Genomic DNA, 20,256 nt, shown 5'->3' on the forward strand with positions numbered 1-20,256 from the left:
CTTTTGAAGTTATATTCCCCTCCAATTTATTTTTCTTATATGCTTATCAAATATAATGTTATCTCCGAAAAATTCCATATCATTCTGGCAAAAAATCATCATAATTGACAGTTGTTTCTATTTTACATGCAGTATTATCTCTATATTTGTATATCGTTGAGTGTTAAGCCAAATTAATTCTTCACACTCAGTCAAGAATAACTACATCTTAATTACAACTTACTCCTTTATGAAACGATTTCACTCATTTCTAGTTCTATTACTAAGCCTAATAGTATTTACACAATGTAATGATAAGAAAACAACCAAACCAACTCAGGCAGATCCTGCATTTTCGGCTCACATAGTTGGATACACCTCTGGTATCGTTTCTAAGGATGCCAATATCAGAATTATTTTAAGGGATGCCGTAACTGAAGATGTTGAAGATACTAAAGTTAAAGGTGATTTATTTTCCTTTTCGCCATCAATAAAAGGAGAAGCCTGGTGGCTCGACCGGAAGACGATTGAATTTAGACCTTCAAAACATTTAAAATCGGGACAAGATTACGAATTCGAATTTAAGTTGGGTAAGCTTTTAACTGTCTCAAAAAACCTTCAACTATTCAAGTCTACATTCAAAGTCAAAAATCAAAGCATGATTGTCAGTTTTGGAGGAATGAGTGCCTCTGAAAATTCTAATCTCGAAATTCAAAAGCAAGAAGGAAAAATATTAACAGCAGATATAGCTACAAATTCTGAAGTAGAATCAATTCTTTCAGCAAGTCAAAATGGATCGAAACTTAATATTAGATGGGAACATAATGCGAAAGGAACGGTACATCAATTTACAATAGACGGTTTAAAACGAGGCGAAAAAAGATCTGAATTAATTTGTCAATGGGATGGTTCCAAGCTTGGAGTAGAAGAAAATGGTGAAAAAACCATTGAAATACCACCTTTGGGAGATTTTAAAGTGAGTTCTACCCATGTAAATCAAACGCCTGAACAAAGTGTTCAGTTATTCTTTTCGGACCCTTTGGAGCAGGATCAAGATTTAGAAGGATTAATAAGATTAAAATCAGGCAATAGTATCCGATTGGAAATCAATAAAAATACGGTTACCCTATATCCCAAAGAGAGATTAATAGGTGAAAGCGTCCTTATTGTTGAAACAGGCATTCGAAACTCTAATGGATATCAACTAAAAAAAGAATTCCAAAAAGAAATCACTTTTACAAGCATTAAACCCAATGTTGAGCTAATTGGCGATGGTGTTATTATTCCAAACGCCAATGGTTTAATTTTTCCATTTAAGGCTGTCAATTTAAGTGCTGTGAATGTAAAAGTCATTAAGATTTTTGAAAACAACATTCCCTATTTCCTTCAAGAAAATCAGTATTCAGGCAGTTATGAAATTAAACGATGGGGACGCATTATATATAAAAAAGCAGTGCCTTTGATATCTGAAAAAAATATCGATTATTCTACGTGGAATACATTCTCATTAGATTTATCAGAGATGATAGCTACTGAACCTGGCGCTATTTATCGCGTTCATATCAGTTTCGATATGTCTCAATCTCTATATCCATGTGCTGATTCTGAAAAAAAGAAAGAACAGAAGGATCTGTTTGTAGAAGATTCTGAACTGAAATCGTACGATAGCCCTTCAGATTATTATAACAATTATTACGACTACGATGATGGCTTTCGATATTCTGAACAAGATGATCCCTGTAAAGAATCTTATTATCTAAGAAACAATCATTCGATTGAACGAAATGTACTGGCTTCAAACTTAGGAATTATTGCTAAAGGTGGCGATGGTGGCAAACTTTGGGTCGCTGTTACAGATATTGTATCAACCAATAAGCTAGCTGATGTTGATATAGAATTATACAATTTTCAAAATCAGCTCATTACCAAAGGCAAAACCAATGCCGAAGGTTTATACGAAGTTAACACTGATAAAAAACCTTTTTTATTAATTGCTCGCAAAGACAAACAGGTCGGTTATTTAAAACTTGACGATGGCTCAGCTCTGTCCTTAAGTATGTTTAATGTTTCGGGTGGTGAAACACCCAATGGTGTAAAAGGTTTTATTTACGGAGAACGAGGCGTTTGGCGTCCAGGAGATTCATTATTTGTGTCTTTTATTCTCGAAGATAAAAATCAATTTTTACCAAAAGATCACCCTGTTGTTTTCGATTTATATTCACCAGATAATCAACTCTTTCAACGTAAGGTAAAAACAAGTTCGGTCAATGGATTTTACGATTTTAGAACAGCTACCGATCCCGATTCTCCAACAGGAAATTGGTTAGCAAAAGTGAAAATTGGTGGTGCTACTTTTAGCAAAACAATTAAAATAGAAACAGTTAAGCCCAATCGTCTTAAAATTAAGCTTGACTTTCCAAACAAAGTTTTAAACGCTAAAGCAACCAATACTGGCGATTTGCAAATTAATTGGCTACACGGTGCTGTGGCAAGCAATTTACAAGCTGATGTTAATCTAAGCTTAGAGGCTCAAAAAACCCAATTCAAGGCTTACCAAGGCTATATGTTCGATGATAATTCAAAGGAATTTGACTCACACGAACAGACCATTTTTAATGGGAAAGTGAATGATGATGGTCATGCTAAATTAAACTTTAAGCTTAATATAAAGCGAAATGCACCTGGTATGCTAAAGGCAAAATTCAAAACCCGAGCATTTGAAAAAGGTGGCGACTTTAGTACTGATATTTACAGCATGCCCTACTCACCTTTTAATAGTTATGTTGGTTTTAAAATCCCGAAAGGAAAAGGTTGGAATGATGCTTTATATTCTAACGAAAGCAATTTGATTCCTATTGTAACCGTCGATCAATTTGGAGCTCCAGTGAGTAAAAAAGACATTAAAATTGAGATCTTCGAAATTCAATGGAGATGGTGGTGGGACAATAGCTCAAGTGATGACCTTTCGCGCTATGTGAGGAATCAAAGTAGTAATTTGATTTACACAGGACATGTGAGTACGAAAAATGGCAAAGCCATGTATGAATTGAATTTAGGAACCGAAACTTGGGGACGTAAATTCATTCGTATTACCGATGTAGAAAGCGGACATTCATCGGGAAAAACTTTTTATACGAGTTATAAAGGTTGGTGGAATCAATCATCGAGCAATACACCTGGTGGAGCAGAAATGTTAAGCTTTAGCACCGATAAAAAGAAATATAAAGTAGGCGATCAGGTTAAGGTTCAATTACCAACCAAATCGAAAGGTAAAGTTTTAGTTAGTATTGAATCGGGTGATAAGGTTGAAAAGCTATTCTGGGTAGAAACATCAAAAGAAAACAATAGTTTTAGTTTTGAAGCCACAGAAGCCATGTCGCCAAACGTGTATATTCATGTATCCTACATACAGCCATACAAACAGGTTGATAATGATTTACCAATACGTTTATATGGCGTGGAACTCATTAGTGTTGAAGATCCACAAACGCATCTTAATCCAATCATCGAGATGGATGATGAGCTGCGACCTGAAGAGAAGTTCAAAGTTACTGTAAAGGAAGCCGCTGGTAAAAAAATGACCTACACGCTCGCTATTGTCGACGAAGGTTTATTGGATCTTACTCGATATAACACACCTGATGCATGGAATAATTTTTATTCCAAAGAAGCTCTAGGCGTTAAAACTTGGGACATGTATAAATATGTGTTGGGCGCATACTCTGGCGAAATGTCGGGATTATTAGCTCTTGGTGGCGATGAAGACTTAGGAAATGAAGGCGGCAAAAAAGCAAACCGTTTTAAACCAGTGGTCAAATTTATTGGTCCTATCGAGTTGGAATCAGGATCGAATACGCATGAATTTACCATGCCCAATTATATTGGTTCGGTAAAAGTAATGCTCGTTGCAGGTAACAATGGTGCCTACGGAAAAACTCAGAAGGTTTGCCCTGTGAAAAAGCCATTAATGGTATTAGGTACATTGCCTCGTGTAGTAGGTCCAGGCGAAAGCTTAAGATTGCCTGTTACTATTTTTACAATGAAAGACGATATCAAAAATGTAAAAGTCAGTTTAGAAACGAATGATTTATTTAAGATTAAAGGCAGCAAGTCGCAAAATTTGAAATTCGAAAGACAAGGCGAACAAATGGTTTACTTCGATTTACAGTTGAGCGAAAACATTGGTATCGGTAAAGTGAAAATTATTGCAACAAGCGGTAACGAACGCGCTGAATATCCTGTCGAGTTAGATGTTCGTTTGCCAAATCCTTCTATTCACAAAGTGATGGAATATGCCATTGAACCTGGTAAAACTTGGACTGAGAATTTTAAAGCCATTGGTGTTAAAGGAACCAACAAAAGCATTCTAGAGGTTTCAAGAATACCAGCTATTAACTTGGGACAACGTCTTGACTATTTAATTCAATATCCACACGGTTGCATAGAACAAACCACATCGGCGGTATTTCCTCAATTGCATTTGGCAAAATTGATGGATATAAGCGAAGAGAGAAAACAGACGATTGAAGACAATATCCGTAAAGGCATTAAGCGTTTAAAGAAATTCCAATTGACTAATGGAGGCATGACTTACTGGCCAGATTCGTACAACGAGCATCCTAATGATTGGGGAACCAGTTACGCCGGTCATTTTATGTTAGAAGCCAAGGCGCAAGGTTACCAATTACCTATCGGATTTTTAACAAAATGGATTTCGTACCAAACTCAACGTGCCAACGGTTGGACTTCAAATAATAGTAATACATACCATTACCGTAGCGATCAATTGATTCAATCGTATAGACTTTATACACTAGCATTAGCTGGAAAACCAGCACTTGGAGCCATGAACAGAATGCGAGAAATGAAGAATCTAGCTAGCGTATCTCGTTGGCGATTGGCGGCAGCTTATCAGTTAGCTGGTCGCGAAAATGTAGCCAAAGAGATTGTTTCGAATTTAGATGTTAGCGTAAGAGATTACAACGAAATGTCCTATTCCTACGGAAGTTCGGAGCGCGATCAGGCAATGATTTTAGAAACGCTTGTGCTGATGCATAACAAAGTAAAAGCGAAGACTGTTCTCGATGATTTGGCCGATAAATTATCTTCGGATAAATGGATGAGTACCCAAACAACGGCTTATTCTCTTTTAGCCATATCGAAGTTTGTGGGTGTCGGTGACGAGAAAGCTGACTTAAAATATGAGTTTTCTGTTGATAACAAAAAAGCTAAACGCATAAAAACAAAATCGCCTATTTCGCAAACAGAATTGGCTATTGATGCCATCAACTCACACGAAATAAAGGTAACGAATAAGAGTGATCAGGTTTTATTTGTGAAGCTACAATTGGAAGGTATTCCTTTGCTTGGCGACTCTACTTCGTCGGCAAGTAATTTAAAAATGCAGGTAAACTACTATACGCTAAGTGGCGAAAAACTAAACCCAAGCAGTTTGGAGCAAGGAACCGATTTTGTTGCTGAAGTAAAAATATCGCATCCAGGTATTAAGGTCGATTATAAAGAAATGGCATTGACTCAAATATTCCCATCGGGTTGGGAAATTCGAAACCTTAGAATGGAGGATAATACCACAACAGATTCTGGCGATAAAGCACGCTATCAGGATATAAGAGACGATAGAGTTTATACCTATTTCGATATAGATAAAAACAATACGAAAACCTTTAAGGTGATATTAAATGCAGCTTACTTGGGCAAATTTTACTTACCAACCGTGTATTGCGAAGCCATGTACGATAATGACATAAACGCTAGCAAAGCAGGCCAATGGGTGGAAGTGGTTTCGCCAATGTCTGTTAAAGCAACTGCTGTTAACTAGACAGAAAGTGATACGATAAAATAAAAGGATTAAACCGAGGGGATACAAACTTAGTAAGTAATGTGAATACCATGGCTAAGGTAAACCTTGGCATTTACGAGGCTACGGCCAAAACAATTGCGGAGTTGATTGATAATAATAATAATAACGAATTGGTTAAACGTCGTCGTAAAACAAACGAGCCAGACACCAAATTAGTCTAAAGTACATACAATATAGTGTTAACTAAAAAAAACGAAAATTATGCCACTTAAACCAGGGCCAAAAAGAATTGCAGATTCAACAGGGAAACCAGACAAGCGTCAACGAGACAACAAAGACACACCTGGAAACACACCGTCCTTAAAGCCGCCAAAACGAAAAAAATAATAAATTCAAACGAGTTGGTTTAGCAACTGACAAAGGGCTTCAGACATGAGAGGCCTTTTGTTTTTGGATAATACACTGCTAACAGTAAGCGTAGAAATTAGAAAGGGAGGGACAATATTGAAAGATATGATATGAACTTTATTTGTTTGTTGTATACCCTGCAGAAATGAGAATGTAGATAATCCTCCATTCTCTTTTTTTGTTAACTTCGACAAACGAAAGGATAAAACACTTTTACGTTGGCGTTCATTATAAAAGACAGTATTGCTAGATATAATGATTATAAAGTTTTAAAGAAAAGATTATTCGATTATCTTTGAAAGAAAAGAAATGACTAAAAATAATTTTCATAAATACCTGATTAACTTGGGATTCACAGTTGCTGAATTTTCAAGTTTTTTATGTGAAAATACTTTTAGTTATTCTCCAGACAAAAGTATTTCTTCAATAAAATACATTCTAATAAAGAATGATGAGGATATATTCGACCAACATCTTCGGTTATGGAATAGAAATGTTGATAATGTATTTGTTGCTGTAGGTTTAGAAAAAACCTATATTATTGATTGCAAGAAGAAACCTCAAAAGGGTATTGTTCAAAGCATTGAATCTTTTAATTATGGCATTAATTCTACAGGATATGAGAATATTGATATTGAATTAATCTCAAAAAGTTATATTGATTCCTCATATTTTCACCAATTCATTCAACAAAAACAACGTAAAAAACAAGAGGTTGATAAAGATCTGCTTTTAAATCTCATAGCCTTACGTAATGATTTATTAGACAATGGAAATGAACAGGTAGTTCATTTAATCATATTAAGATGTTTGTTTGTAAAATATTTGGAAGACAGAGGAATCTTTTCTTCAAATTACTTATCTGAAATTTTAGCAAGTAAATCTGATGACAGGCTTATTGATGCCTTTAGTGAAGTATGCAAGATTAACGGAGATGTTTTTGGAGGAACAAGGCTAACGGTAGATGATATTCATGAGAATTATTTAAATAAAATACATTTATTTTTCACAACAGATTACCAAAGCGGACAAGGAACATTATTTCCATATCAGTTTGACAATATCCCTATTCAGCTTATCAGTCACGTTTATGAAGCATTTTTAAATAATAATACAAAAAAAGGGAAAGGGGTCTATTATACTCCTTCGTTTGTGGTGAACTTTATGCTTTCTCAAAGCTTGAAAGAAAAGGTAAAAGAGAATCTATCTCTTACAGTTTTTGATCCTGCAGTGGGATCAGGTGCTTTTCTTGTTCAAAGTTTTAAAATAATCAGGGATGCTCAGGCTCAAAATTTAGATAAAAGTCGTTTATCATTCGATGAAAAAAAACAAATCCTTCAAAAACAATTGTGGGGTGTTGATGTTGACAGCGATGCCTTGCAAATTACTGCTTTTAGCTTATATCTTGCTTTGCTTGAAGATGAATCTCCTGATTTTATTCGCAATAAGATAGAGAACTCACACCCCATTCTTCCAAGTCTTATTGACAATACATTGATGCATGCCAATACAATTTACGAAAATGTTTTTGAGAATAATACATTTGATTTCATTGTATCAAATCCACCGTGGGGGTCAGTTCCTGATGATAAAACAGAAGAGCATCTAGCTGAACGTGCAGCTATTGATAATAAATCAGGAGCTTATCCTGAATATAATCAAGTTGCTGACTACGAAAGATCACAAGCATTCTTAAGAAGAGTGGAACGCTGGCAAAAGCCTGAAACTAACATTGTAATGATAGTTAAGAATTCTATTTTTTTAAATGACAAAGCAGTTGATTTCAGAAAAGAGTTTATCGAAAAAAATAAATTAGGAACATTCTATGAACTTTCTAATTACAATAAAATTCTTTTTCGGAAAAGAACGTTTAAGTCTCCTAAAGTAAATATTGAGATTGGAGCAAGTGAGCCATGTGCTATCGTAATGTATAGACCCAATATTGATAATTCCAATTATAAAATTAATTATATAGCTCCAAAACTAACAAAACTAGCAGAGCATTTCGAAATAATCCAGCATACTAATAATGAGTCTTTTTCTGTTAATAAATCTAAGTTTATTGATAGTGATATTCTATGGAGAGTTTTAGTAAAAGGAAATATTGAAACCAATAAATTATTAATCAAACTTTCAAATCAAAAGAATCTTATAGTTGAATCTAGAGTGGGCTTCCAACCCAGTAAAGTTGAAGAATTATATGGAACACTTCAATTGATCAAATTAATTGAACCTAATGACTTTGTACGTTATAAGATAATAAATAAACTATCTCAATTTAATTGGAATCAAAAAGTTAGAAGAAGAACTGATTTTAAAGTTTTCAATGGAAATAGATTAATTTTTCCAGTACGTCCATTAAAAAAGGATTTGTTTCAAATCAGAGGTGTTATGTTAAATGAAGAAACTTTACATAAGGACAATATCATCTCAATTAAACTAAAAAAAACAGATAATGAATTATTCCAAATAGGAAAAGCATACTTAGGATTATTAAACTCAAAATTGTTTAGCTTTTATTTATATCATATTTCATCGCAATGGGGTATTGGAGAAGGTAAAAGAGAATCAATTCGTAATGTTGATACTAAAAATCTACCATTTAAAATTCTTTCAAAAGAGTATCAAAAAAAAATTGAAAATATAATTTTAGATATCGAATCAAAACATGATAGTGTTAATGAATTAGAAAGAAAACTTGATGAAATAATCTACAACCTTTACGAATTAACCGATTACGAAAGAGAAATAATTAACGAATTCTATCAAGTAAATGTAGAACGAGCAAGTGATAAGTTAAAATTTGTACAATCCAGAGATGTTCAGGTATATTTTGAAGCATTCAAAGAATCCTTCGAACTTATTTTATCTGCCAACCATACCTTAAATGCTGCTTATAGTATTTCAACAAATATTGGTGCAATTATTAAAATCTCTATAGTAGAAAAGAAAGCAGAAAAGAATCTTGAGCAAGATAATTCGTTACAGGTATTACAATTTGTAAAGAATAATCAGTTAACAGAAACGGATAAACTACTAAAGGAAGAAAAAATAAAACTTTATGAACCTTCACATTTTTATCTTATAAAAAGCAACCAGTATAAAGACTGGACTAAACGTCAGGCATATAAAGATGCCAAAGAAGAAATTGATTTATTATTCTCAAACCTTCCTGATACCCATGAATAAAAAAAATCAATTTATACGATTTGGTTTAAGTATACTTGGGTTCAAATCAAAGCAAGATCTGATTGAAAATCTTTTCATTAAATCCATAAATGATTCATACGAACGTATAGATAAAAATGTGGGTATTGAAAATGATATTAGAGATAGATTTATACACGATTTTTATTACGATAGCAAATTGTTAAAAGATTTAATAAATAAAAACATACTATTTGTTAATTGGGAAAAGTGGGTATTTAAGAATGAAGATGATTTAGGCAGAACAGATTTGTCTTTTGCACTTTCAGGATGTGAATATATAGTTGAATGCAAAAGACTAAAAAGTGCAAGTTCTCAGTATATTAATGAGGGATTATATCGTTTTATAAATAAAGACTACGCTGAAAATGAATCTTATGCCGGAATGATAGGGTTTGTTGTGGCAGGAGATATAAATAGCATATGTTCATCATTAAAGGAGAAATGTCAGAAAGAAAGTTATACTGATAATGATTTTGTACGTTCAAAAACAGATAAGGTAAATACATCTTTTGTTTCTTCACATAACCGAGTAGGTAGAAACGCAATTAATATCTATCATTTGTTTTTTGAATTTAAAATGAAGTAATCCAAAAACAACGAAACACCAACACGCAATATAGCAAAATGCGGTGAAGTGCTTAACTGGGGCGGTTTAAGCCTGTTTCAACTTCATCTCGGTTTGATAATGAATCACTCGCAATACACTTTATGCCATATTGCCACCATTCTAGCCAACAACAAAAAAATCAATATGAAATTCACAACAATTTATCTAGAAGGAAATACAATTGAAGTCCATAATTCCTTTCTAGGAAAAGAAACAATTAAGGTTAATAATAAAATTATATCCGAAAAAAGATCTTTTTTGGTGGTGACCATGGTTTTATAATATCTGAAAACGGAAAAGAAATTGAATGTAGATTAAAAATAGGTTTTAGTATTAATGGAGCAGTTTTTAATCTGTACAAAGATAATAAGCCACTTATAATTTCTTTATAGGTAATTATGTAATTAACCTGCACTTTCAGTGCGTATAACATCATCTACAACTAATCCCGAGGCTACGGCCTCGGGCTGAATTAATATGGGCTTTCAGCCCGCAAAAAAAAAACAGACAATTAAGGTTTTGTTGCAACTTCACCAAGTTAGAATACAAAATGGATTGTTTTTGGAAAAAAGATAGTAAATCGTTTTCTTTTTCGCCACAAAGTGGCAACTTATTTTAGCCCAAAGGCAAGGAATACAATCATTATTTGGTTTCAATTTCCAACTTCATCAAGTTAGAAAACAAGATGAATTCCTTTGGAAAAACGATAATAAATCTTTTCCTTTTTCGCCACAAAGTGGCAACTTATTTTAGCCCAAAGGCAACGGCTTGGGTAATTGAAAAATACAAAATGTAATTTGCGTCCTGAAAGGACAACTTAAAAAGATGTGCTTCGATAGGATCAATAAAAGGCTAAATAATAAATGAAACCCTTATCACTAAAAACATTCTTAAAACGACCTAACCTTATTAAGTTGGGGACTTGTATTATTCTATTGATTTGGTTTTGGTTTAGCTTGCCCCAACCCATTTTTAAAACGCCCTATTCAAGCTTACTTTTCGATAAAAATAATGAATTGTTGGCAGCTCAAATTGCTCCTGATGGGCAATGGCGATTCCCTGCAAGCGATAGTATTCCCTATAAATACGAGCAAGCACTCCTACATTTCGAAGACCAATATTTTTATTATCATCCTGGCGTAAATCCTATCGCCATTGGTAGGGCGTTGGTTCAAAATATTACGGCAAATCATATCGTTAGTGGCGGTAGTACCATTACCCAGCAACTTATTCGTATGAGTCGCAATGGGAAGCAAAGGAATTTGTATCAAAAGTTAATCGAATTTATTCTATCAATTAGGTTGGAGTTATCTTATTCTAAGAAAGAGATTTTAAATCTATATGCATCTCATGCGCCATTTGGAGGCAATGTTGTGGGATTAGAAACAGCCTCTTGGCGATATTATGGACGTACATCGAGCAAATTATCCTGGGGAGAAACGGCAACTTTAGCTGTCCTTCCCAACTCGCCATCATTAATTTATCCAGGAAAAAATCATGAAATATTATTAGCAAAAAGAAATCGATTACTCAATAAGTTGGCTAAAAATGACATTATCGATGACCTAACCTGTGAATTGGCTAAGGCCGAAGGGTTACCACAAAAACCAAAAGCTTTACCACAGTTAGCCCCTAACCTATTAACACGAGCCATAAATGATGGGCAACAAGGCAAATCGATAAAGACAAGTATCGATATTCATATTCAAAAATCCACTAATCGAATTATTAAACAACATTACGAACGACTAAGAGAAAATCAGATTCAAAATGCCGCAGCCTTAATTATTGAGGTGAAAACCGGAAAAGCACTGGCCTATGTCGGCAATACACCAGGCGTAGATATTCATTCAGGCCATCAGGTCGATTTAATTACTAGCAACCGTAGCTCGGGAAGCATACTCAAACCATTTCTTTATTCCTTAATGATAAAAGAATCGCAGGTTTTACCACACAGCTTATTACCCGATATTCCGACTCAAATATCGGGCTATGCACCAAAAAATTTCAATAAAAAATACGATGGAGCAGTAAAAGCTAGCGACGCATTGGCAAGATCCTTAAATATTCCTGCCGTATTAATGCTTCAGAAATATGGTGTCGATAAATTTAGAAATAAGCTAAGAGAACTTGGCTTCACAAGTATTAACCGATCGGCCGATAATTATGGCTTAAGTTTAATATTGGGCGGAGCAGAAGTTAATTTATGGGATTTGGGAAGCGCTTATGCGAGCCTTAGTCGAATGTTGCAATTCTATACTGAAGGGAGCTCAGAATATTCACCTGATTTGTATTTTCCAGCTTCTTATAAATCGTCATTCACTTACACAATTAAAAATAAATCCTTCAACGATTTGATGGGAGCTGCACCCGTTTATCATACCTTCGATGCCCTTAAAGAAATGAATAGACCTGTGGATGGTGTCAATTGGAACTTATATAAATCATCGCGAAAAATTGCATGGAAAACAGGCACCAGCTTTGGTCATAGGGATGCTTGGTCGGTTGGTATTACGCCCCAATATGTGGTTGCTGTGTGGGTTGGCAATGCCGATGGCGAAGGACGTCCCGGCTTAATAGGAGGTGCTACAGCTGCACCCATTTTATTCGATATTTTTAAATCGCTACCATCTAGCACTTGGTTCGAAAAACCATACGACGATATGGTAAAAATAGCTGTCTGTAAAAAGAGTGGCTATAAAGCCTCATTCAATTGCAGTGAAATAGATAGTTTAGATGTTGCCATTTCGGGAGAACGAACAGAAGTTTGTCCCTATTGTAAACAAATAAACTTAGACAAAACTGGGCAATATAGAGTTAATGCCAATTGTTACCGTGTAAACGATATGATTCAGAAATCGTATATGATTTTACCTCCAGCAATGGAATGGTATTATCAAAGAAAAAATCCCTTATATCAATCTCAACCGCCCTTTTTAGAAGGCTGTATGAGTTCAGATAATGAAAGTATTGATATCATTTATCCAAAAAATAATGCGCGCCTTTTTATCCCTAAAAACTTTGGTGGAATCCTAGAACGAACGGTCTTTCAAGCCGCACATAGCACAGCAAGTTCTACTATTTATTGGCATATCGATAATAAGTATATTGGAAGCACAAAAGGCGTACACAAAAAAGAAGTCGTTACCGGATTGGGTAAACACACACTCACTTTAATTGATGATAAAGGCGTACTGATAACAAGAAATTTTGAAGTCTTGTTGAGTGAAAAGTAGTTAACCAGCTATTCCGACGACTTTTATTGCAAATAATGAGACCTGCAAGCCATAATTTTTTATAATTTTACACTCTCAAAAGAAATTAATCATTCTTTTGTTTAATTTTAGAAGTATATCAACAAGTTAAAATGCTGATATTTAAATATAATGAGGATGAAACGAACCATAAGAAAAGTTTTATCACACAAGACAACGATTAATTGGGCGGCTTACATCCGACCAAAATATTAAATTATAAACGGATGAAAAATAATTTGCAGATTTACAATACACTCAGCCGAAAAAAAGAGCTGTTTACGCCTATTAACCCTGGACATGTTGGCTTATACGTATGTGGTCCTACTGTTTATGGTGATGCTCATTTAGGTCACTCTCGTCCAGCAATCACTTTCGATATACTATTCCGATTTTTAAAGCATTCTGGTTACAAAGTGCGTTACGTTCGTAATATTACCGATGTAGGACACCTAGTAAACGATGCTGACGAAGGAGAAGATAAAATTGCAAAGAAAGCTCGTTTAGAAGAATTGGAGCCAATGGAAATTGCTCAATATTATACGGATCGCTACCACAAAAACATGGACGATCTTAATGTTCTTAAACCAAGTATTGAACCTCGCGCTTCTGGACATATCATTGAACAAATGGAGCTTATTGATGATTTGTTTAAAAATGGTTTTGCCTACGAAAGCAATGGTTCGGTTTACTTCGATGTAGAAAAATACAGCAAGCAATACGATTACGGTAAGCTTTCTGGAAGAAAAATTGAAGATCTTATCTCAAATACGCGTGAACTAGATGGGCAAAGCGAAAAGAAAAATAGCTTTGACTTTGCACTTTGGAAAAAAGCGAGTCCAGAACATATCATGCGTTGGCATTCAAAATGGAGCGATGGTTTTCCAGGATGGCATCTTGAATGTTCGGCAATGAGCCAAAAATATTTGGGTGCTGAATTCGATATTCATGGCGGTGGATTAGATTTACAGTTTCCACATCACGAATGTGAAATTGCACAATCAACAGGTGCTCATGGTCACGAAGCTGTTCATTACTGGATGCACAATAACATGATCACCATTAATGGTCAGAAAATGGGGAAATCATTGGGTAATTTTATTACGCTTGATCAACTGTTCTCTGGCGATAACGATGTATTGGAGCAAGCATATAGTCCAATGACGATTCGTTTCTTCATTTTACAAGCACACTACCGTAGTCAATTAGATTTCTCAAACGATGCACTTAAGGCAGCCGAAAAAGGTTTTAATCGACTAATGGCAGCCGTTGCAACGCTTAGTAAAATTAAAGATAGCAAGGAATCAACTGTTAATGTCGAAGATATTAAGACAAAAGCTTATGCAGCTTTAAACGACGACCTTAACACACCAATTCTTATTGCTCATCTTTTCGATGGTGTAAAAATGATCAACTCTTTAGCAGCAGGCAAAGAGCAAATCACTGCAGAACAACTTGAAGATCTTAAGAAACTTTATACCGATTTAGTTTATGATGTTCTTGGTTTGAAAGATGAAAAAGAAGCTGATGGTGAAGCGAATGAAATTCTAGACAAGCTGATTTCTTTATTGCTAACAACACGAAACGAAGCAAAACAAAATAAAGATTGGGCTACCGCTGATAAAATTCGTGATGAACTAAAAAGTTACGGAATTACCATAAAAGATACAAAAGAGGGTTCCGAATGGGAAATCACTAAATAATACCAAAGCTGCTCGATTAATTTTGAGCAGCTTTTTTTATCCTTTGCTTAATTTAGCCTCATTATTTTAACTTTGATGCTTGGCGTTTAACTTCCACTTAGCTTTTAAATCATATCGAACTAAAAATATGAAAATTCAATCTCTTATATTCTTTTTAAGCCTTGCTATTCTTTCTGCATGCAATGGTAATAGCGCAGACAAAAGCATTGCAAAAACTTCAAATCAACCTGAAGTAAAAGTTATAGAATTTATCCGTAGTTTAAAACTAAAACAACCACAAAGAGGAAAACTTTATACCAAAGGAGATACAATTGAAATTTCAATCAAGAAAAGGAATAATTCAAAGGAAATAGATTCTCTTCAGTTGATAGTAGATGGGAAATTAAGTCAAACCATCTTTTCAAAACCTTGGCATTTTTCACACATCTCGAATGAGAAAAAGATGGGTAAGCACAATTTTCAAATCTTAGCTTATCATGAAGATGGAAAAAGAGGTAATGTCTCATCCTATTATAATATTAAATCAAACATTACGCCTAAAGAATTAACATACAAAATCATAAACACCTTCCCTCACAATAAAAAATCATACACTCAAGGTTTATTCTTTCACGATGGATATTTATACGAAGGAACTGGACAATATGGAGAATCAACACTTCTAAAAGTTGATATTAAAACAGGTAAAAGTATTTTTGATAGACAATTAGAACCTAATTATTTTGGTGAAGGAATTACTTACTATAAAGGAAATATTATTGAATTAACCTGGAGATCAGAAAAAGCTTTTGTTATAAGTGCAGAAGATTTTTCGCAAAAGGATTTCTTTAGACCTCCTACAGCCAATGGTGAAGGTTGGGGTATTACAACAATGAATAACCAATTGGTGATATCGGATGGTAGTAACAAGCTTACCTTAATAGATCCAACAAACTACAGCAAAACTCAGGAGATAGAGGTTTACGACGAAAAAGGCGAAGTAGACTCTTTAAATGAATTAGAATATATTAAAGGTAGAATTTACGCCAATGTATGGCTAACCGATAAAATTGTTGTAATTAATCCTGCTACAGGTCAGGTTGAAGGCAATTTAAATTTGGCTGATATTATTAGCCCTGCTGAGAAACGTCAACTTAGAGATGGAGATGATGTCCTAAATGGTATTGCTTATGATTCGATTAACAATCGTCTTTTTGTAACAGGTAAACGTTGGTCAAAACTTCTAGAAATTAAAATTGATTAAATTGTTAATCAACGTCTACTTTTCCAGATCTATTTTTAAAATGAGAGTTTCGTGTTGATCTTAGGCCTTCGTACGATTGAAGAAGGCCTTTTACACTTCCTATCAAAACCTTTGCTTCAACCATAATAGGAACTCTATTCATATCATTACTTACCCAAATAGTCATATCTTCTCCTCCTTGAAAAAGATGTCCTTTAACCAACATCGGAGAAAATTTCAAACACTCGTAAACTTCACCACTCTTAAGTTTCACGTCCTCTATTCCCTTATATCTAATGTATAGATTATGAACTTCATTATCGATCAACATACGTAAGGGAATTTTCTCATTCTTTTTATACTTCGAGAAATCCAAGTTGCGAGTATAATAGGCTATCGAAACAATATCAGAACTTATATGTTTATTCTCAAGCGTATCTCTCTTTACTGGCTTCTGTCTTTTTTGTATTTTTGAATAGATCTCGTGCTTTTCATAATCAAACCAATATTGATGACGGGCAATATAATCGCCTTCATTCGTATTTCTATCAAAATAATAAGGTTTTAAGCTGGTTGTATCTACATAACAACTAATAGTGTCACGTAGCTTGAAAAACCAATCAAAAGCCTTTAAACTTCTTCCGAGAGCTTCTATTTTGTATGCCGGTTTACCTGAGTAAGATTCATTCTTTACCTCCAACTTGACTTCACCAGCTGCAACCCATAAAAACCCCCAATTATAATAGCCTCTAAAAGTCAATTTCTCACCCGATTGAAAAGCAAAATTCTCAACACTAGAATTCTCTTGGGCTTTTAATTGACCAAGAAAGAAAAAAAGTAAGATGCTAAATAGAAGATATTTCAAATTATAAATGTTAATGATTAACCTTACCAATTTTGCTTTCAATAGAATTTACTTTCGACTTAAGACGATTGCTTTTGTTCTTTTGGATATCAACAGTCATAGTACAATACACACGATCAGCATGTGGTTCAAGAATAGCATTAGCTTTATTCACTACATCTAAAGCCTCAGGAAAGGTATCAGTTTCAATAAGAGTTCCCATTGCTGTTAACTGATAATCTACACCGCTCTCACGAATCATTTCAATTACCTTACTTACATATTGACTAACGCTATCTCCTTTATCAGTAGGAAAAATTGCAAATTCTAAAAGTGCTGACATAATTCTCTTTTTTTAATGTTTAGGCGATAAAACAATATTTTCTTCAACATCCCAGTTAGATCGAACTTTAATTTCTTTTCTAAAATAATGAACAGTCTCGGGTTGTCGTTTTAACTTGTAATTACCAGTATCCCATTTCCCATTACCATTCCAATCTTCAATAACTTTGATGATATAAGTTTTAGGTTCAAGATAATCAAAAGTTACGATTTGGTCAGAATTAATTTTTATACTCTGAATGAGATTTTCAGATTTGTTATTCTCAATAAGTTGAATAATGACTGGTCCTTCTACATGATTAACTGTTAAAAGTATTTTTCCATAATATTCACGTTCCTTAGTCTTGAACTTCTGACTAAAAACGTTACTTTTTATTCCATAAATATTTTCGAAAGTAGCTGAATCAATATCCAATTTATATTGGGTTTCTGATTCCAATTTCATATTTAAGTGATAAGAACGAAGTAAAGCGGTATCTTTTTCGAAAGTAAATGGAACAGCAACCTCTAACGTATCAACAATTTTAACAAGATGAATACTATCAAGCATATAATGAGCCAATGGTTCATTAAACTCAAATTTAATAATCTTATTAAGCTCCTGTGTTGATTTTATATTAGACTTAAAATTATAAATCGGTTTTTTAGGTTTAGAATTCCTTGCCTGTTTTTTTGTTTGTTTAGCTTTCTTAGGATTTTTAAAATTCAGTTTTAAAGTATCAGTATAGTTTACAAGCTGATTGGTCGTATCCGTTTTAAAATAATTAAGAACTGCAGTCAAGGTATCCAACTTATAGATGTTTGAGTCTGCAATCCAATACGACAAGGAATCCTTAGTTACATTACTTTCTTCTAAAAAGCTCTTATTATTACTCTCAACTTCTAAAAATTTAATCTTTAAATCATCATTTCGTTTATAAGAAAAATTAAATTCCAATTTTTCCCTACGAGGACGTTTAAAATCTGTTAGATATAACAAAGGGTTCGCTTCTTCAAATAAATTAATGTGAATATCAGCTGGACTAAAGGCTGTATAAGTTCTTAAAGCTGAAGAATCAGGCGAAATACTATCCATCTTTTGAAAAAGTTCTGCCGTAGGTGTTAATAAAGTATCAAAAAATCCAATAATCTCACCAGGCCCGTTATATTTATAATCCCGGTTTCCATCGATTAAGGCAAATAGCTTATAGGTTCCAGCTTTTAAATTACTTAAACTGAAGTGTCCTGCACTATCAGTCAAAGCAACGTAATCAGGCACAATAGTTAAAGGAACGGAATCCTGATGATTAGAATAAGCAAAAACCTGAACTTTTTCTAAAGGTAAACTCGAAAAAGCATCTAAAGCATGTCCTTGAATATTTAAAGAATCAAGTGCATCTCCAGTAGAAAAAACATACTTAAAATTACCAAGCGGATTACCTTCATTATTATCAGCAATACCATCAGCAAAATCAAGAGTATAAGTTGTATTAGGTTTTAAACTATCGCCCATATCAACATAAATAGATTCACCACGTAAATTTACAGAGGGCTTCTTATCCAAAGGAGGAGAAACAATAAACTTCTCAGTGATATCTTTTAATTGTACAAATTCATTAAAGTAGATGTTCACCTTCCCACCCTTAAACTTAGTCGAAAAGTTAGGGGGATTAGTTAGTTTTACTACAGGAGATTCTTCATCCTTTGGTCCACCTTCAGGATATCCAATGTTAGCACATGAGTAAATTAGAGCTGAAATGAACAATCCAATAAGTAATTTAAATGTTAAAGCTTTCAAGTTGATATGTTTTGATATTTATCTACAAAATTATAAAGATTAAAAACAAAAATAAGTTAATAAAGCCAAAATGCTTATATCAAAGGTTTTTAATTTTGAATTATTAAGAAATAGGTGAAGAAATATAACTGTATACAGTTGTCGCAGTAGAATATCTGCGCAAATCTCCTTAATCTGCGGGAAAGAAATTAATAATGAATGGTTAATAATTTGGATAGAAATAGACCTAAGAACTCTTGTCTGCAGGGAAAAAAATCTGCGAAAATCAGCCCAATCTGCGGGAGAAACAATTCGTAATTATTAATTTGTAATTCGTAATTGATTACAGATTTTAGGGCACAAAAAAAGCGCCTTGCTTCGTAAGACACAAGACACTTGAAAGTTGGCTTCAACCTATTACTCATTCATCCTATTTCAGGTGTTCATGATCTCTCTGCGTTCGCTACTACTACCTTTCGCCAGTACCATCTTCTCCTCCTTAGGCGGATTAACTTTTTTGTTCCCAAGAATAATAAGGGAAGAGGTGGAACCCTATTACAATAATTATCAATGGATAATGAGTAATTAGAATAACAATAGACCAGAGATCATGTTGGGAGATAGAATAAACTTTATAAAGTCAACATAGATATTAAGCTTAGCGATCTTAAAATAGTGTCTTGGGGAGGAAGTATCAACAGGAATCAGAAGTAGTTTCAATTCGTAATTTTTTCCCGATATTTATCGGGATCGTAATTTTCTTTTGACTTTAGGGCATAAAAAAAGCGTCTTACTCCGCTGAGGAATAAGACGCTTAAAAGTTGGCATCGACCTACTCTCMCACCTTTCGGCAGTACCATCGGCGCTAATGGGCTTAACTTCTCTGTTCGGGATGGGAAGAGGTGGAACCCCATTGCTATAGATACCTGAAAATCTTCAGTTAACTATCGCTTGGTGCTGTGCACTAGCTGTCAACAAATATCATAGACATATTGAAAAAAAAAGTAGTTGTAAGTTTTGTTCAGAATTCAATCATTGACTTCTGCATTCATAAGCTTATGGGTAATTAGTACCACTCGACTTTGACATCACTGCCTTTACATCTGTGGC

11 protein-coding genes and 1 rRNA gene are annotated in these 20,256 nt (G+C 34.0%); 8 read left to right on the forward strand and 4 right to left on the reverse strand.

All coding sequences use genetic code 11. The features are described from left to right. Positions 1-229 precede the first annotated feature (229 nt). The 8 genes from EMN46_RS05990 to EMN46_RS06020 all read left to right on the forward strand — a co-directional run bounded on the left by EMN46_RS05990 (position 230) and on the right by EMN46_RS06020 (position 16,225). Positions 230-5,818, forward strand: coding sequence for an alpha-2-macroglobulin (locus EMN46_RS05990; protein ID WP_154199769.1), 5,589 nt, complete (start codon positions 230-232; stop codon positions 5,816-5,818). A 71-nt stretch (positions 5,819-5,889) separates the two neighbouring features. Beyond that, the gene (locus EMN46_RS20190) at positions 5,890-6,021 is read left to right on the forward strand and encodes a hypothetical protein (RefSeq protein WP_255447729.1); all 132 of its coding nucleotides are present in this window, start codon (positions 5,890-5,892) and stop codon (positions 6,019-6,021) included. A gap of 496 nt (positions 6,022-6,517) precedes the next feature. Beyond that, positions 6,518-9,397: a class I SAM-dependent DNA methyltransferase gene (locus tag EMN46_RS05995; RefSeq protein WP_154199770.1), complete on the forward strand. Its 2,880-nt coding sequence runs from the start codon at positions 6,518-6,520 to the stop codon at positions 9,395-9,397. Further along, complete coding sequence (locus EMN46_RS06000) at positions 9,390-10,004, forward strand: hypothetical protein (RefSeq protein WP_154199771.1); 615 nt, start codon at positions 9,390-9,392, stop codon at positions 10,002-10,004. The genes EMN46_RS05995 and EMN46_RS06000 overlap by 8 nt, the downstream gene beginning before the upstream one ends. A gap of 165 nt (positions 10,005-10,169) precedes the next feature. After that, positions 10,170-10,307 carry a hypothetical protein gene (locus tag EMN46_RS19880; protein WP_154199772.1) on the forward strand — a complete coding sequence of 46 codons (138 nt, stop codon included), beginning with the start codon at positions 10,170-10,172 and terminating at the stop codon, positions 10,305-10,307. Between the two features lie 581 nt (positions 10,308-10,888). Continuing rightward, positions 10,889-13,261 carry a penicillin-binding protein 1C gene (gene pbpC, locus EMN46_RS06010; RefSeq protein WP_154199773.1) on the forward strand — a complete coding sequence of 791 codons (2,373 nt, stop codon included), beginning with the start codon at positions 10,889-10,891 and terminating at the stop codon, positions 13,259-13,261. A gap of 245 nt (positions 13,262-13,506) precedes the next feature. Continuing rightward, positions 13,507-14,982, forward strand: coding sequence for a cysteine--tRNA ligase (gene cysS, locus EMN46_RS06015; RefSeq protein ID WP_154199774.1), 1,476 nt, complete (start codon positions 13,507-13,509; stop codon positions 14,980-14,982). Positions 14,983-15,109: 127 nt separating this feature from the next. Continuing rightward, positions 15,110-16,225 carry a glutaminyl-peptide cyclotransferase gene (locus EMN46_RS06020; RefSeq protein ID WP_154199775.1) on the forward strand — a complete coding sequence of 372 codons (1,116 nt, stop codon included), beginning with the start codon at positions 15,110-15,112 and terminating at the stop codon, positions 16,223-16,225. 4 nt (positions 16,226-16,229) lie between these two features. On the opposite strand, the gene EMN46_RS06025 is transcribed toward EMN46_RS06020, so the two are convergent. The 4 genes from EMN46_RS06025 to rrf all read right to left on the reverse strand — a co-directional run bounded on the left by EMN46_RS06025 (position 16,230) and on the right by rrf (position 20,076). After that, on the reverse strand, positions 16,230-17,069 hold the full coding sequence (locus EMN46_RS06025) for a DUF3108 domain-containing protein (RefSeq protein WP_195715193.1): 840 nt from the start codon (positions 17,067-17,069) through the stop codon (positions 16,230-16,232). A gap of 10 nt (positions 17,070-17,079) precedes the next feature. Next, positions 17,080-17,391, reverse strand: coding sequence for an MTH1187 family thiamine-binding protein (locus EMN46_RS06030; RefSeq protein WP_154199779.1), 312 nt, complete (start codon positions 17,389-17,391; stop codon positions 17,080-17,082). Positions 17,392-17,403: 12 nt separating this feature from the next. After that, positions 17,404-19,167, reverse strand: a complete 1,764-nt coding sequence (locus EMN46_RS06035) for an Ig-like domain-containing protein (protein WP_154199781.1) — start codon at positions 19,165-19,167, stop codon at positions 17,404-17,406. 798 nt (positions 19,168-19,965) lie between these two features. After that, positions 19,966-20,076, reverse strand: a 5S ribosomal RNA gene (gene rrf / locus EMN46_RS06040). Positions 20,077-20,256: the final 180 nt, after the last annotated feature.

The sequence above is a fragment of the Ancylomarina sp. 16SWW S1-10-2 genome (assembly GCF_009669305.1).
Classification (GTDB): domain Bacteria; phylum Bacteroidota; class Bacteroidia; order Bacteroidales; family Marinifilaceae; genus Ancylomarina.